Source organism: Actinomycetospora endophytica, from assembly GCF_021026375.1.
GTDB classification, from domain to species: domain Bacteria; phylum Actinomycetota; class Actinomycetes; order Mycobacteriales; family Pseudonocardiaceae; genus Actinomycetospora; species Actinomycetospora endophytica.
Map to the genome: position 1 here is coordinate 462,921 of NZ_JAJNDB010000001.1, position 14,471 is coordinate 477,391.

Annotated in this window: 17 protein-coding genes; 11 read left to right on the top strand and 6 right to left on the bottom strand. The window is 74.2% G+C overall.

What is annotated here, in order from left to right; all coding sequences use genetic code 11:
- Nucleotides 1-88 precede the first annotated feature (88 nt).
- From LQ327_RS02285 to LQ327_RS02305, 5 genes are all read left to right on the top strand, one after another.
- On the top strand, nucleotides 89-697 hold the full coding sequence (locus LQ327_RS02285) for a L,D-transpeptidase (RefSeq protein ID WP_372460590.1): 609 nt from the start codon (nucleotides 89-91) through the stop codon (nucleotides 695-697).
- Nucleotides 698-981: 284 nt separating this feature from the next.
- Nucleotides 982-1,668: an SDR family oxidoreductase gene (locus LQ327_RS02290; RefSeq protein WP_230729910.1), complete on the top strand. Its 687-nt coding sequence runs from the start codon at nucleotides 982-984 to the stop codon at nucleotides 1,666-1,668.
- Between the two features lie 53 nt (nucleotides 1,669-1,721).
- Nucleotides 1,722-2,879, top strand: a complete 1,158-nt coding sequence (locus LQ327_RS02295) for an acyl-CoA dehydrogenase family protein (protein ID WP_230729911.1) — start codon at nucleotides 1,722-1,724, stop codon at nucleotides 2,877-2,879.
- A 163-nt stretch (nucleotides 2,880-3,042) separates the two neighbouring features.
- Nucleotides 3,043-3,669, top strand: coding sequence for a hypothetical protein (locus LQ327_RS02300; protein WP_230729912.1), 627 nt, complete (start codon nucleotides 3,043-3,045; stop codon nucleotides 3,667-3,669).
- Nucleotides 3,666-3,971 (top strand): transcriptional regulator, encoded by a 306-nt coding sequence (locus LQ327_RS02305; protein ID WP_230729913.1) that lies wholly within the window; start codon nucleotides 3,666-3,668, stop codon nucleotides 3,969-3,971. The genes LQ327_RS02300 and LQ327_RS02305 overlap by 4 nt, the downstream gene beginning before the upstream one ends.
- Nucleotides 3,972-4,043: 72 nt before the next feature.
- Here the strand turns inward: LQ327_RS02305 and LQ327_RS02310 are convergent, their stop codons facing one another.
- The 5 genes from LQ327_RS02310 to LQ327_RS02330 form a co-directional block, all read right to left on the bottom strand.
- Entirely contained in the window at nucleotides 4,044-5,360 is a 1,317-nt protein-coding gene (locus LQ327_RS02310) for an LLM class flavin-dependent oxidoreductase (RefSeq protein WP_230729914.1), read from the bottom strand.
- A gap of 22 nt (nucleotides 5,361-5,382) precedes the next feature.
- Nucleotides 5,383-5,838 carry a MaoC family dehydratase gene (locus tag LQ327_RS02315; RefSeq protein ID WP_372460636.1) on the bottom strand — a complete coding sequence of 152 codons (456 nt, stop codon included), beginning with the start codon at nucleotides 5,836-5,838 and terminating at the stop codon, nucleotides 5,383-5,385.
- 59 nt (nucleotides 5,839-5,897) lie between these two features.
- Nucleotides 5,898-7,145, bottom strand: coding sequence for a putative lipid II flippase FtsW (gene ftsW / locus LQ327_RS02320; RefSeq protein ID WP_230729916.1), 1,248 nt, complete (start codon nucleotides 7,143-7,145; stop codon nucleotides 5,898-5,900).
- Between the two features lie 110 nt (nucleotides 7,146-7,255).
- Nucleotides 7,256-8,251 carry a cytochrome c oxidase assembly protein gene (locus LQ327_RS02325; RefSeq protein ID WP_230729917.1) on the bottom strand — a complete coding sequence of 332 codons (996 nt, stop codon included), beginning with the start codon at nucleotides 8,249-8,251 and terminating at the stop codon, nucleotides 7,256-7,258.
- 35 nt (nucleotides 8,252-8,286) lie between these two features.
- Complete coding sequence (locus tag LQ327_RS02330) at nucleotides 8,287-8,844, bottom strand: recombinase family protein (RefSeq protein WP_230729918.1); 558 nt, start codon at nucleotides 8,842-8,844, stop codon at nucleotides 8,287-8,289.
- Nucleotides 8,845-9,293: 449 nt separating this feature from the next.
- Here LQ327_RS02330 and LQ327_RS02335 point away from each other — a divergent pair, with 449 nt between their 5' ends.
- From LQ327_RS02335 to LQ327_RS02350, 4 genes are all read left to right on the top strand, one after another.
- Nucleotides 9,294-10,316, top strand: a complete 1,023-nt coding sequence (locus LQ327_RS02335) for a hypothetical protein (protein WP_230729919.1) — start codon at nucleotides 9,294-9,296, stop codon at nucleotides 10,314-10,316.
- 49 nt (nucleotides 10,317-10,365) lie between these two features.
- The gene (locus tag LQ327_RS02340; protein ID WP_230729920.1) at nucleotides 10,366-10,851 is read left to right on the top strand and encodes a DnaJ family domain-containing protein; all 486 of its coding nucleotides are present in this window, start codon (nucleotides 10,366-10,368) and stop codon (nucleotides 10,849-10,851) included.
- A gap of 81 nt (nucleotides 10,852-10,932) precedes the next feature.
- Entirely contained in the window at nucleotides 10,933-11,304 is a 372-nt protein-coding gene (locus LQ327_RS02345; protein WP_230729921.1) for a hypothetical protein, read from the top strand.
- A gap of 97 nt (nucleotides 11,305-11,401) precedes the next feature.
- Nucleotides 11,402-12,283 carry an alpha/beta hydrolase gene (locus tag LQ327_RS02350; RefSeq protein WP_230729922.1) on the top strand — a complete coding sequence of 294 codons (882 nt, stop codon included), beginning with the start codon at nucleotides 11,402-11,404 and terminating at the stop codon, nucleotides 12,281-12,283.
- A 4-nt stretch (nucleotides 12,284-12,287) separates the two neighbouring features.
- Here the strand turns inward: LQ327_RS02350 and LQ327_RS02355 are convergent, their stop codons facing one another.
- Nucleotides 12,288-12,635 (bottom strand): DUF3040 domain-containing protein, encoded by a 348-nt coding sequence (locus LQ327_RS02355; RefSeq protein ID WP_230729923.1) that lies wholly within the window; start codon nucleotides 12,633-12,635, stop codon nucleotides 12,288-12,290.
- Nucleotides 12,636-12,730: 95 nt separating this feature from the next.
- Here LQ327_RS02355 and LQ327_RS02360 point away from each other — a divergent pair, with 95 nt between their 5' ends.
- Nucleotides 12,731-13,525 carry an amino acid kinase family protein gene (locus tag LQ327_RS02360; protein ID WP_230729924.1) on the top strand — a complete coding sequence of 265 codons (795 nt, stop codon included), beginning with the start codon at nucleotides 12,731-12,733 and terminating at the stop codon, nucleotides 13,523-13,525.
- A 90-nt stretch (nucleotides 13,526-13,615) separates the two neighbouring features.
- On the top strand, nucleotides 13,616-14,434 hold the full coding sequence (locus LQ327_RS02365) for an amino acid kinase family protein (RefSeq protein ID WP_230729925.1): 819 nt from the start codon (nucleotides 13,616-13,618) through the stop codon (nucleotides 14,432-14,434).
- The last annotated feature ends 37 nt before the right edge of the window (nucleotides 14,435-14,471 follow it).

The following is a 14,471-nucleotide window of genomic DNA, read 5'->3' on the forward strand; positions in this document are numbered from 1 at the left end:
GGATAACGCGACCGGCCCATCGCAGCGATGGCTACTACACAGCGGTCCCCTGGCGGGGCCGCACCAGGGGTCGGGGGTCGGCATGCGGGTGAGGACGACGATCGCGGGCTCGGCCGTGGCGCTGGTCGGCGCACTGGGGATCACGGCGGGCCTGGGGCTCTCCGGCGCATCCGGGTCGACGGGGCCCGAGGCCGCGGTGGCCGCCGCGGCACCGGTCGCGCTCCCGGTCGCGAGCGTCGCGCCGACGACGACGGTGACCGCGCCGGCGAGGACCGTCGCACCCGCCGTCGCCGTCTCGTTGCCGGCTTCGACCACGACGACGCGCACCGCCTCGTCGTCGTCCTCGTCCTCCCTGCCCTGCGGGCTCACCGACGGGGCCTGCGTCTCGATCTCGCAGAAGCGCGCCTGGCTGGTGCGCGGCGGACACGTGGTCCTCTCCGCGCCGATCACCACCGGCCGGCCCGGCGAGCGGACGCCGCCCGGCACGTTCCACGTCACCTGGAAGGACGCGGACCACCGCTCGTCCGAGTTCGATGACGCCCCGATGCCCTGGTCGGTGTTCTTCAACGGCGGCATCGCGTTCCACACCGGGAGCCTGTCGCGGCAGTCCGCGGGCTGCGTGCACCTGTCCGACTCGGCGGCGCGGACGTTCTTCCGCACGCTGCACGTCGGTGACACCGTCGTCGTGCAGCGATGAGGTCGGTGGGACACTGACGATCCGGCGCCCCGCGCGGGTCGCGGGGCGCCGGCCGTCATGGCGTCGGGACCGTTCGGGGCAGTCCCGTCGGACCGTGCGCGACCCAGCTGGGGAACGAAAGTCGCACGATGATCGGTCCGTCACGCTCCGTGGGTTGAAGCGACGCCCCGTCCAACGCGTCCACCGGCGACCCGTGACGCGTCACGGCCGGTGACCACACGGTGGAGTGGGATCTCCAGATCCAGGTGTGAACCGCCCGGGGCTCGTCTCGTTAGGGTGCGCCGGTGAGTTCCCAACGCCCGCTCGCGCTGGTCACGGGCGCCTCCCGCGGCATCGGAGAGGCGGTCGCGACGGCCCTCGCCCCGACCCACGACCTGCTGCTCGGCGGTCGTGACGCACCGGCCCTGTCCGCCGCCGCCGGCCGTCTCGGGGACCGCGCCCTGCCGTGGCCGGTGGACCTGACCGACCCCGCCGCGCTCGCCGCCGCGACGGAGCGGATCGACGAGGTCGACGTGCTGGTGCACTCGGCCGGGGTCGGCCTGCTCGGGACCGTCGAGGAACTCTCCGCGGAGGTCTGGCGGCAGCAGTTCGAGGTGAACGTCGTGGCGGTCGCGGAGCTGACGCGGCTGCTGCTCCCGGCGCTGCGGGCAGCCGAGGGCACCGTCGTGTGCGTGAACTCGGGGGCGGGGCTGGCCGCGCGACCGGGTTGGGGGTCGTACGCGGCGTCGAAGTTCGCGCTGCGGGCGTTCGCGGACTCGTTGCGGGCCGAGGAACCGTCGTTGCGGGTGTGCTCGGTGCACCCGGGCCGGGTCGACACCGACATGCAGCGCGCGGTCGTGGCCCACGAGGGCGGGACCTACGACGCGGCCTCCTACCTGCGGCCGGACTCGGTGGCGGCGGCGGTCCTGACCGCGGTGACGGCGTCGCCGGACGCGCACATCACCGATCTCGTCGTCCGGCCGAACGGCTGAGCCCGCGCGAGGATGGCGGGAAGTGTCAGACCCCGATCCCCGAGAGGACATCCGTGGACCCCTCCGACTTCGCCGACGTGCTGGCGTCGGTGCGCGAGTTCGTGCGCGAGCAGGTCGTCCCGCGTGAGGACGAGATCGAGGAGGCCGATGAGGTCCCGGAGTCGCTGCGCGCGGCGTGCAAGGCGATGGGGCTCTACGGGTTCGCCATCCCGGAGTCCTACGGCGGCATCGGGCTGTCGATGAGCGAGGAGGTCGAGCTGGCGATGGAGCTGGGCTGGACCACGCCGTCGCTGCGTTCGCTGTTCGGCACCAACAACGGGATCGCCGGGCAGGTGCTGCTGACCGGGGGCACCGAGTCCCAGCGCGCCGGGTGGCTGCCGCGGCTGGCGTCCGGTGAGGTGGTCGCCTCGTTCGCGCTGACCGAGCCCGACGCCGGGTCGGATCCGTCGTCGCTGACGACGACGGCGGTGCGCGACGGGGAGGGGTTCGTGCTCTCGGGCACCAAGCGCTGGATCACCAACGCCCCGCTCGCCGACGTGCTCATGGTGTTCGCCCGCACCGACCCGGACGCGTCCCCGGCCCGGGGCATCTCGACGTTCCTGGTGCCGACCGACGCACCCGGGGTCTCGTTCAGCCAGCACGACGCGAAGATGGGCCAGCGCGGCTCCTGGACCTGCGAGGTCTACCTCGACGACGTCCGGGTGCCGGCGGAGAACCTCGTCGGCGGCGATGAGGGCCTGCACCGCGGGTATGTCACGGCGCTGAAGTGCCTGGCCCACGGCCGGCTGCACATCGCGGCGCTGTGCATGGGGATGGCCGCGCGGCTGGTGCACGAGACGACCGCGTTCGCCTCCGAGCGCGAGCAGGGCGGGCACCCGATCGCGACGTATCAGCTGGTGCAGGGCCTGGTCGCCGACTCGGTGACCGACTGGCACGCCGGGCGTGCCCTGGTCCGCGAGGCGGCGAAGGCCTACGACGACGGCTCGGACAAGGTCACCGGGCCGTCGACGGCGAAGTACTTCTGCTCCGAGGCGGTCGGGCGGATCGCCGACCGGGCGGTCCAGGTGCACGGCGGCTCGGGCTACATGCGCGGGGTGCCGGTGGAGCGCATCTACCGCGACGTGCGGCTGTTCCGCATCTACGAGGGGACCAGCCAGATCCAGCAGGTGATCATCGCGCGCGGGGCGCTCGGGAAGGCCGCCCGCGGCTGAGCTCGTCGGCAGCCTTCCGCTGCCGCCCGCACGAGGGGAACCCTCGAGCGCATGGAGCGACCGGATCCTCCCCTCGGGAACCCGCTCGCCTGCCGCACGACCGCTCCTTGACGCCAAGCGCTTTGCGCCGCAAACTTGTTTGCACCGAACGAGGAGCGCACTCATGGACACGAGCACCCACGACGGCCCGGCCGAGCACCCGACCGCGGCCGACGCCCTGGCCGCCATCGACGCGCAGCAGCAGCGCACCACGACGGCGCTGCGCCCCAGCCCGCTCGGCATGTTCCTGCCGTGGGGCCTCGGCTACCTGGTCGGCTTCGGCGGCGTCTGGCTGGCGATCCGCGGTGTCCTGCCCGACGCCGTCGTCACCGTCCTGCTGGTCGTCGCCGCGATCGTGCCGCTGGCGAGCACCGGGATCACCGTCGCCCGCAGCACCCACGGCCTCGCGGGCCCGACGAAGCGTATCGGCGCCCTGTACGGCTGGGCCTGGCTGCTCGGGTTCGCCGCGCTCTTCGCGATCAACATCCGGGTCGGGTTCCTCGGGGTGCCGGGTCCGACGCTCAGCCTGATCTGGTCGGGCTCCGCGCTGCTCGTCGTCGGGCTGCTCTACCTCGCGGGCGGCGCGCTGTGGAACCACGTGCCGCAGTACGTCCTGGGGGTGTGGACGCTCGCGACCGGCGTGCTCAGCGTCTTCGTCGGCTATCCCGCGAACTTCGCCGTGCTGGCGCTGGCCGGCGGGGGCGGGTTCATCGTCCTGGGCCTGTGGCTGCACGCGAAGAGCCGCCGGTGAGCACCGACCAGACCCCGGTCGGGCTCGACCCGGTCATCCACGCCCAGGCCCGGCTCCGGGTGACGGCGACGCTGGCCGCATTGAGCCCGGACGACCGGCTGACGTTCCCGCGCCTGCAGCAGCTGCTGGACATGACCGCGGGGAACCTCTCGACCCACCTGCGCAAGCTCGAGGACGCCGGGTACGTCGAGGTGACGAAGGCCCACGAGCGCCGGACCTCGGTCACCTACGCGGCCCTGACCCCGGCCGGCCGGCGGGCGTTCGAGCAGTACCGGGAGTCGTTGCGCGGCCTGTTGGGCTGACGCCATGTGCGTGCGTTTTCGTGTCAGGGCACGACAGAGTTACAGCACGCCGATAGGGCACGCACATGCGCGTCAGCGCGAAGCAAGCCGCTCCCGCAACATCCCCGGCTCCGGGGACGCCGGCATCCGGCCCCGCCGCCGCAGCTCGGGCACCACGTGCTCCGCCACCTGCGCGAACGTCCCCGGAGTCACCGCGTAGGCGAGGTTGAACCCGTCGGCGCCGGTCTCGTCGATCCAGGTCTCCATCTCGTCGGCGACCTCGGTCCCCGAGCCCACCGCCACCGGCCCGCGCCCGCCCACCGCGAGGTGCCGGGCGACCTCGTCGACGGTCCACTCGCGCGACGGGTCGTCGGTGGTGAACGACGCGAGCGCCGATCGTCCGGCGTCGGACTCCACGTAGCGCAGCGGCTCGGCGGGGTCGATGCCGGTGAGGTCCAGCCCCGTCCAACCCGCGAACAGCGCGAGCGCCCCCTCCCGGGAGTACGACGACACGTACGCCGAGTACAGGTCGGCAGCCTCCGCCGACGTCGACGCCACCACCGGTGCCAGCTGTACGAACACCGTCACCGAGGCGGGGTCGCGCCCGGCGTCGGACACGGCGTCCCGCAGCCGGGAGACCTGCCCGCCCACCACCGCCGTCGACGGCCCCGACACGAACACCGCCTCGGCGTGCCGCCCCGCGAACGCCAGCCCCCGCGCCGACGCCCCGGCCTGGAAGATCACCGGGGAGCGCTGCGGGGACGGCTCGCACAGGAACGGGCCGGGCACGTCGTAGTACCGGCCGTGGAACGCGACGTCGTGCACCTTCGCCGGGTCGGTGTAGGTGCCACCGGAGGCATCCAGCACCACCGCGTCGTCCTCCCACGACTCCCGCCACAGCCGCGAGCACACCTCGAGGTACTCGTCGGCCTGCGCGTAGCGCTCGTCGTGCGGCAGCTGCGCGCCCAGACCCAGGTTCGCCGCCGCCGACTCCAGGTAGCCGGTGACGACGTTCCAGCCGACCCGTCCCCTGGTCAGGTGGTCCAGCGTCGCGAACCGGCGGGCGAGCGCGTAGGGGTGCTCGTAGGACGTCGACACCGTGACGCCGAAACCCAACGAGGAGGTCACCGCCGCCATCGCCGACACCGGCATCATCGGGTCGCCGAGCGGGACCTGGATGCCGGCGCGGACGGCGGCGTCACGCGAGCCGCCGGCCACGTCGTAGACGCCCAGGACGTCGGCCAGGAACAGCGCGTCGAACCCGGCGTCGTCGAGCAGGCGCGCGAGCGACGTCCAGTGGTCCAGGTCGGTGTAGCGGAAGCCCTGGTCGTCGGGGTGGCGCCAGAGGCCCGGCGACTGGTGCCCGGCGCACATCATGGCGAACGCGTTGAGGTGTATCCGGCGGCTCACGGGAACCCTCTCTGCACCGTCGTCAGAAGTACGTGCGCGTGACCCAGTCCGCGACGACGGCCGGCTTGTCCTCGCCCTCGATCTCGACTGTGACCCGCTGGACGACCTGCACGCCGTCGCCCTCGAGGTCGGTGGCGTCCGCGATCGTGACGCGGGCCCGCACGCGGGCGCCGACCGCGACCGGCCGCGGGAAGCGGACCTTGTTGAGGCCGTAGTTGACGCCCATCGACACGCCCTCGAACCTCCGCGCCGAGTTCGCCAGGTGCGGCAGCAGCGAGAGCGTGAGGAACCCGTGCGCGATCGTCGTGCCGAAGGGCCCCGACTTCGCCCGCTCCGGGTCGACGTGGATCCACTGGTGGTCCTCGGTGACGTCGGCGAAGCCGTCGACCGAGCGCTGGTCGATCGTGAACCACTCGCCGGGGCCGAGCTCGCGCCCGATCGCCTGGTGCACCGCGTCCCGTCCGGCCAGGACCTCCACGTCCATCACTCCGTCCTCGTCGACCGCCCCGAGCGTGATCACCGGGGCCGCTCGCGACCCTAGCCCCGGGAGCGGACCTCGGCGCCACGGGCGAGTGCCACGCGGGCGTCGGGCTCGTCGCGCGCGGCGGCCGCGAGCAGGCCGAGCGAGATCATGCTGACGATCACCGAGCTGCCGCCCGCGGAGATCAACGGCAGCGTGATCCCGGTGACCGGTAGCAGGCCCAGCACGTATCCGATGTTGATCACGGCCTGCGCGACGAGCCAGATCGTGAGGGTGGCGACGACGACCCGGTTCCACGGGTCGACGGTGCGCGCGGCGATCCGCAGCCCCACCCAGCCCAGCAGGGCGAACAGCCCGAGCACGGCGAGCGAGCCGACCAGCCCGAGCTCCTCGCCGAGGATGGCGAACACGAAGTCGTTGGACGCGTTCGGCAGGTAGCTCCACTGCGCCGCGCCCTGCCCGAGCCCGTCGCCGAGCAGGCCGCCGTCGGCGAGCGAGAACAGTGCCTGCTGGGACTGGTAGCCGGCGCCGAGGGAGTCGTCCCCGCCGCCGCCCAGGAACGAGGTGAGCCGGGCCAGCCGGTAGCTCGCGGTCACCGCCAGCACCGCGACCCCCGCGAGGGCCCCCGCGGAGAGCAGCCCGAGCAGCCGCCCGGGCACACCGGCGAACCACAGCAGGGCGAACAGCACGACGACGATGCCGAGGGCCGATCCGAGGTCGGGCTCGAGGACGATGAGGCCCGCGGTGAGGAGGGCGACCGGCACGACGGGCAGCAGCGACTGCCAGCTCCAGCCGCGCCGCCCGGCGCCGGGCCCGCGCCGCGCCAGCAGCACGTGCGCGCCCCAGAGCACCAGCGCCAGCTTCGCGGGCTCGCTGGGCTGCAGCGAGAGCCCGGCGACGACGAACCACTTCTGCGCGCCGGCCACCGAGGATCCCAGGCCCGGGACCATCACCGCGACGAGGGCGAGCAGCGAGAGCCCGAGCAGCCACGGGCTCGTGACCCGCCAGCGCCGCACCGGCACCCGGCCGACCAGCAGGAACGCCACCCCGCCCACCGCGCAGTAGACGATCTGGTGGGCGAAGGTGCCGTAGGGGCTCCCGGTCCGGGTGAGCGAGTCGATCGACGACGCCGAGAGCACCATGACCAGCCCGAGGCCGGCGAGGACCACGGTGAGCCCGACGACGATGTAGTAGGACGCCAGCGGCCGCTGCAGCGTCGCCGCGATCGCGCGGCGGCCCGCGATCACGTGGCGGGCGATCGGGCTCGTCCGGCGGACACCCGTTGCCTCGCGCACCGTCGTCATGATCGTCGAGCGTGACAGGGTCGGACCGGCTCGTGGCGGACCCGCGGACCTGCGTGCCCCGGCACGAGCCCGCCGGAACGGGACGAACCGAGCCGGCCTGAGGAGATCCGCTAAGAGCGGCGGAACCGGTCCGCGAAGCGCGGGTCGTCCTCCCACCAGAGCCGCGGGCGCTCGCCGTCGTCGTCCTCACGGCTCTGTTCCGCGGCCGCCTCCCGCTCGGCCGCGTCCAGCTCCGCGTCGATGCGGCGGGCCTCGCGGGCGTCGGACGCCGCGAAGCGCACCGCGATCGCCCCGAGGAACGGCAGGCCGGCGAGGTCCCCGCCGATCCACCAGACCCCGGCGCCGATGGCCTGGTCGGTGCGCTGGTCGGGGCCCCAGTCGCGGTCGAGCGCGGCGTAGTGCGAGACGGCGAGCAGCGGGCCCATCCAGAGCACGAGCCCGAGCACGCCGTCGGCGACCATCTCGGCGATCGCGACGCCGAGGGTCAGCCCGTGGTGGGTCGGGCGCGGGACCGGGTCGATCTGCAGCCGGCTGACGACGTAGAGCAGTCCCGCGGCGAGCAGCGCGACCGCGACCAGCCCGCTGACGACGCCGCTGCGCAGCTCGAGCGGGTAGAGCCCGGTCAGGTAGAGCACGAACGGCGGCGCGATGAGCGCGATCGTGGCCATCCCCGGCGACGAGACCGCCCGCGCCGCCCGGGAGCGGCGCACCGTCCCCAGGCGCCCGACGACGGCGGTGGGGAGCGTGTCGCGCGCGAGGGTCAGCGGTGCCCCGCCGGCGAGCAGCATCGGTGCCACCAGGAGCAGGACCACGCCCTGCAGCGCCCGCGTCCAGAACAGCGTGTCGTCGTACACCGCGATCGCGCTCGCCCCGACCAGCACCAGCGCCGCGACCCCGACGAGGAACGACACCAGCCGGCGGGTGGGCCAGGCGCCCCCGTCGCGGCGCACCCGACGGACGCCGGCCAGGTAGCCGCCCCCGAGGAGGGCCACGCCGGCGAGCACGGCGGGACGGGCGGTCCAGGCGGTGAAGGCCCGGGCGAGGGTCAGCGGCGGCAGCCCGGCGCCCGGGACGCCGGTGGTTGCGAGCGCGAGGACGGCCGGCACCGCGCCACCCCAGCGTCCGGTCCGTGAAGTGCGGGTCAGGACGGCCGGTGGAGGTGGCCGTAGAGCGTCGTGCGCGGCACCGAGAGCCGCTCCGCGATCTCGGTCACCGAGTGGCCCTGGTCGTAGAGCCGCCGCGCCTCGGCGGCGGCCTCCCGGTCGAGCCGGGGCGGACGTCCGCCACGCCGGCCGCGGGACCGGGCGGCGTCGAGCCCGGCGCGGGTGCTGCTCGACACCAGGGTGCGCTGCAGGCCGCCGAGCATGGCCAGCGCGGCGAGCAGTCCCTGACCCGACGGCGTCCTGGTGTCCACGGACTCGTCGAGGGCGCACAGCTCGGCGTCGGCGGCGTGCAGCCGCTGCCCGATGGCCACCATGTGCAGTACCGACGACGCGAGCCGCTCCAGGCCGGTCACCACGAGGACGTCACCCGCGGTCAGGTCCGCGAGGAGCGCGTCGAGCTCCGGACGGGCTCCCCGCGCACCCCCCGAGTGGTCGGTGCGGATCCGGGCGGGGTCCACGCCGGCGGCACGCAGCCGTCCCGCCTGGTCCGTCGGGTCCTCGCCCTGCGGCGCGACCCTCGCGTATCCCCGGAACACCAACGCTTCCCCCCTGGTCCGATGCTCTCCTGCTGTCCCTCGCTCGGAGACCATCGACACCCGCTGTGTCCACGTAACCGCTCAACCAGGTGGCGTGGGCAACTCCCGAAAACGATCCGACCCGTCCTGAAATCGTGTGCCGAGTCAACCTCCCCACCCGATCCGGTGGTCGTCGCGCCACCGTCGGTGCTGGTGGGAGGCCTCAGCGGTGATCCCCGGGACCCGCCCTGGCGCCCCGCGAAGATCCGGGAGTGCTCTCTCACTGATCTCACACATCGTGATGCAACCGTGACATGCTTTGCCGTCCGATGGGGTGACCCGAACGTCCGAAACGGTGGAGCCTCCCGGACCGACACTCCACGGGCCGAGCACTGACTGCGTCTGACAGCCGGTGGAGACTCAACCGATCAGAGCAGGGCCGAGAGGCCCGGAGAGAGGAGAAGGTCGACGTGCGCAAGACCGTCGCCATGGTTGCGGCCGTCGTGGTCGCCGTGCTGGCCGTGGTGTCCGCGGATGGCCTCACCAGTCCGGTCGCGTGGGCGACCGCGGCCGTGCTCGTCGTCGTGACCGCGGCCGCCGTCGCCACCGTCAACCTGACCCCCACGCCGCAGCGCGTGGTGATCGGCCTGGGGGCGCTGCTGGCCGTCGTCGGGATCGCCGTGGCGATCGGCGAGCTCGCCGTCCGGGGGTACCGCACGGCCTCGAGCGCCCCGCTGCTCGGCCTGGTCGTCGGGATCGCCGGCCTGCTGATCGTCATCGGCGTCGCGGCCGCGCGCTCCGCGCCCAGCCCGACCGCGCTCTGGAGCGGCGCCGCGGCCCTCGCCGTGATCGCCCTGGCGGCGGGCGTGGTCGTGGGGACGACCGTCCCCTACCTGCCGCTGTCACGGTCCATCTCCTACACGAGCGCCGACACCGCGACGACGCTGACGCTCGACGCGCCCGGGGGCGCCGTGGCCGGCGACATGCTGGTCGCGCAGGTCTTCCGGTCCGGCGCCGGTGAGGTGCGGCCCCCGCAGGGCTGGACGACGCTGCGGACGACCCCGCTGCCCGGCGGCACCGGGTCGGTCACACTGTTCACGACGCGGGCCACCGACGCCACCGGCCCGTCGACGTTCACCACCGACACCCCGGCGACCCTGCTCGGCGGGGTCGGCGCCTGGTCCCACGTCGCGACGGCCACCGCGCCGGGCGAGGCGACCGGCAACGGCGGGGCCGTCACCGCGTCCCCGGGCCCGGACGAGAAGGGCATCCAGGTCCTCTACTTCGTCGCCGGCACCGGCGTCGCCGACCTGACCACGCCCGACCCGCTGTCGTCCGCCTGGGTGGTCAAGGCCGACAACGTCGTCAAGGCCACCACGGCGCTGGTCACCCGGCCGGCGCTCTCCGCCGACCCTGCCGCCCCGGTGTCCCTGACGCCGAGTGCGCCGCTCACGCCGTGGGCGGTCCAGACGGTGGTGCTGCAGGCCGACTGACCTCCCGCCCGGATGGCCACGCCCCCGTCACCGATGGCACGGTGACGGGGTGCGTGGTGACCCGGAGGCCTACCGGAGACGCTACGAGTCGCGGGTCGACGAGCAGATTCGCAAGGCCATGGAAGCCGGCCAGTTCGACGACCTGCCCGGGGCGGGGAAACCGCTGAAGCTGCCGTCCCAGCACGACGAGAACTGGTGGATCCGGTCGAAGCTGCGCACCGAGGGCGTGTCCACCGACGCCCTGCTCCCGCCGTCGTTGCGGCTGCGCAAGGAGATCGAGGGGCTCGACGACGCCGTCCGCGACCTGCGTGACGAGGAGGCGGTGCGGGAGGTCGTGGCCGATCTGGACCGTCGGGTCGTCGACCACCTGCGGGCACCGTCGGGTCCGGCCGTGCCGATCCGGCGGCCGTCCGCGGACGCGGTCGTGGCGCGGTGGCGGGAGGCCCGCGCCGCGTCCCGGCCGGCGCCACGGCCCGCGGCGCCGCCCCCGGTCGAGCGCCGTCGGTGGTGGCGGCGTCGGCGACCCGCCGGCTGAGCGGCGACAGGCACCGGGACCACACGCGGACCACAGGTCGGTCACACCGGTCATCCAGAACCCGCCCGGAAGCTTCGTCCCATGACCGCTTCCACGCCCCCGAGCGCAGCCGACCCGTACGACACCCCGGCCTGGTACGACGACGCCGACGCCGCCCGGCACCGCCCGGTCGAGGCCGCGACTTCAGCAGCTCCCGCCCCCGCCGCCGCGAAGACCCGGCGCACCGTCAGCGCCCGGGTGGCCGCGGTGATCGGCGTCGTCGCGTTCCTGCTCGGGACGGGGGTCTCGATGCTCACCGGACCGCTGCTCGGCGGCGGACCGGGCGGCCCCGGCGGGCCCGGTGGTGGGCCGGGCGGCGCGCCCGGCACCAGCCAGCAGCAGTCCGGCACCGGAACCTCGTCGCCGGGCACCGCGACGTCGGGAACCACCAATTTGTCGACCAGCGGGACCTGATCCACACCGGGGTCTTCTCATCGACGGGGCGGGCGGGTCAGACTCCTCCCGCCCGCCCCGCTCGAGGACGCTGCGGGGCCGACCCGGGAGACGCCTGATGCCGACGGAGCCCACCCGCATCGACCTGCCGTCCGAGGGCGGCCAGACCGTCGCGGCCTTCCGGTGGCTCCCCTCCGGCGATCCCCGCGGGGTCGTGCAGCTGACCCACGGGATGGGCGAGCACGTCCGCCGCTACGACCACCTCGCCGGGGTGCTGACCCGGGCGGGCTTCCTCGTCCAGGGTCAGGACCACCGCGGCCACGGCGCCACCGCGCAGGCCAACGGCACGCAGCCGGGCTCGCTCGGCCAAGGCGGGTGGCCCGCGCTGGTGGACGACGTCGGCCGGCTCGTCGAGCTGGGCCGCCAGGACTTCCCGGGCGTGCCGCTGATCCTGCTCGGGCACAGCATGGGGTCGTTCGCCGTGCAGCAGTACCTGCTCGACCACTCCGAGGACGTCGACGCCGCGGTGCTGACCGGGACCACGCTGCTCGACATGATCGAGGCGGGCCTCGACACCTCGGCGGAGATCGACCTCTCCGGCTTCAACGCCCCGTTCGCCCCCGCGCGCACCGACTTCGACTGGCTCTCCCGGGACGAGGCCCAGGTCGACGCCTATGTCGCCGACCCGTGGTGCGGTTTCGGCCTCGACTCGACGGCGGGCACCGAGATGCTCACGGGCGGTCGCGCCGTCGCCGACGCCCAGCGGCTGGCCGCGATGCGGCAGGACCTGCCGGTCTACATCGCGGTCGGGGAGCACGACCCGGTCGGCGGGCCGGTCGTCGTCGCGCAGGCCCTGGCCGAGCGCTACCGCGGGACCGGGCTCAAGGACGTCACGTTCCGGGTGTGGCCCGGCGGACGGCACGAGATCCTCAACGAGACCAACCGCGACGAGGTCGAGGGCGAACTGCTGAGCTGGATCGAGGGCGCCGTCAGGGCGTGAGCGGCTACCAGGCGGGGCGCATGCGGCCCAGCATCAGCCCCACCATCGGCGGGACGATCACCGGGACGAAGGCGATCCCGATCGCGCCGAAGGTCAGCAGGACCGTGATCTGGGTCTGGACGCCGAGCGCCAGCGGCACCACGCCGAGCAGCAGGGTCGCGAGGAACCCCACGAGCATCATGATCTGGCCGCTGCGGAGGCGACGGGCCTCCGAGACGCGGCGCGCGAAGCGGGGGTCCTCGGTGCGCAGGGCACCGATGATGGCCGCGAACCGACGATCCACGGGGCCGCGTCCGGGCCGCGTGTCCTTCTCCGACGTCGGTTCCTCGTCGGCCTGGTCACCTGGGTGCACGTCCCTAGGGTGACCCGCGGGCCGGGTCACGCACACCGTGGGGTCGGACACTCCGGGTGAATCCCTTTCGGCCGCGGTACCGCCACACTGGGGACATGAACCTCGCGCCGCTGCTCACGAGCGGTTCTCTCGATGATCCGGAGGTGCTGGCGGCGGTCGCCGCGGCCCCCGAGGAACGCCTGCTGCCCGATGTGACCGTCGTCAAAGTGGGCGGTCAGAGCCTGGTCGACCGGGGCCGGGCCGCCGTCTTCCCGCTGCTGGAGGAGATCGTCGCCGCCACGGCGGACCACCGGCTGCTGATCGGGACCGGGGGCGGGACCCGCGCCCGGCACGCCTACGCCCTGGCCGCCGGGCTCGGCCTCCCGACGGGCGTACTGTCCGACATCGGGTCCTCCGTGGCCGGACAGAACGCCGCGATGCTGGGGTACCTGCTCGCGAAGCACGGAATCCCGGTGGTCGAGCCGCACGCGCTCGCCTCGCTGCCGCTGCACCTGGCCGAGGTCCGGGCCGCCGTCTTCGCCGGGATGCCGCCCTACGACATGTGGCAGCGCGTCCCGGACGCCGGCGTCATCCCCCCGTACCGGACCGACGCGGGCTGCTACCTCGTCGCCGAGACCTACGGCTGCGCCGGGATGATCTATGTCAAGGACGAGGACGGCCTGTACACGGCCAACCCCAAGAACGACCCGTCGGCCGAGCTGATCCCCGAGATCTCCGTGGACGAGCTGCTCGCGCGCGACCTGCCCGACCTCGTCGTCGAGCCCGGCGTCCTCGAGCTCATGCGCTCGGCGCGCCACGTCCGCCACGTCCAGGTCGTCAACGGGCTACGGCCCGGCGCCCTGACCCGCGCCCTCGCCGGCGAGCACGTCGGCACCCTGATCACCGCGTAGGTGCGCTGCGCGCATGTGAGCAGAAATTGACGCCATAGCCGCACTTTGTGCTCACGAGCGCGCAGCGCGCCAGAAAAGGAGGTGGCCGTCGTGACGGCTCCCGATACCAAGGACGTGCCCTCGGCGCTGATGCGCCAGACCCTGCTCGACCAGGAACGCCTCGCCGCCGCCGAGCCCGGCCGCGAGCGGCCCCCGCGGCGCCTGCTGCCGTGGCTCGACGTCGTCGTGCTCGGCGGCTCGACGATCGTCGACCGCGGCGGCGACGTGCTGCTCGGCGTCGTCGAGGAGCTGCGATCGACCTTCACCGGGCCCCCGCCGGCCGAGGGCGGCACCCGACTGCTGATCCTCACCGGCGCGGGCGTCCGGGCGCGCCACGTGCTCGGCGTCGGCCTCGACCTGGGACTGCCCGCGGGGGCGCTCGCCGGGCTCGCCGCGACCGAGGCCGAGCAGAACGGCCATCTCGTCGCGGCGCTGCTGGCCGCCGACGGGGTCTCCTACCTGCCGCACGGCAGCGTCGCGCGCCAGCTGCCGGTGCACCTGGCCGCCGCGCCGGCCGCGGTGTCGACCGGCTACCCGCCCTACGGCGTCCACGAGTTCCCGACCGGCGGCGGCCGGCTCCCGGTCCACCGCACCGACGCCGGCGCGCTGCTGCTCGCGGACGCCTTCGGTGCCCGATCACTGACCTACGTGCGCGACACCGAGTCGCTCGCCGGGTTCGAGGGCGCGTCGCTGACGACGTCCGGCGCGGCCGGGCACGACGGCCCGCTCCCGGTCGACCGCGTGGTGCTCGACCTGCTGCCGCGCGCGAAGCACGTCCGCTCCTTCGCGGTCGTCGACGGCACCGAGCGCGGGCGCATCAGCGAGGCCCGGGCGGGCCGACCGACCGGGTTCACCCTGCGGGCGGACTGAGCCGGGAGGGACCTCGCCGGCGTCAGCGATGGTCCCC

Coding starts and splice junctions, on each gene's coding strand:
- LQ327_RS02350 (WP_230729922.1), top strand. CDS start 11,402: ATGCCGACGGAGCCCACCCGCATCGACCTGCCGTCCGAGGGCGGCCAG.
- LQ327_RS02300 (WP_230729912.1), top strand. CDS start 3,043: ATGGACACGAGCACCCACGACGGCCCGGCCGAGCACCCGACCGCGGCC.
- ftsW (WP_230729916.1), bottom strand. CDS start 7,145: ATGACGACGGTGCGCGAGGCAACGGGTGTCCGCCGGACGAGCCCGATC.
- LQ327_RS02345 (WP_230729921.1), top strand. CDS start 10,933: ATGACCGCTTCCACGCCCCCGAGCGCAGCCGACCCGTACGACACCCCG.
- LQ327_RS02360 (WP_230729924.1), top strand. CDS start 12,731: ATGAACCTCGCGCCGCTGCTCACGAGCGGTTCTCTCGATGATCCGGAG.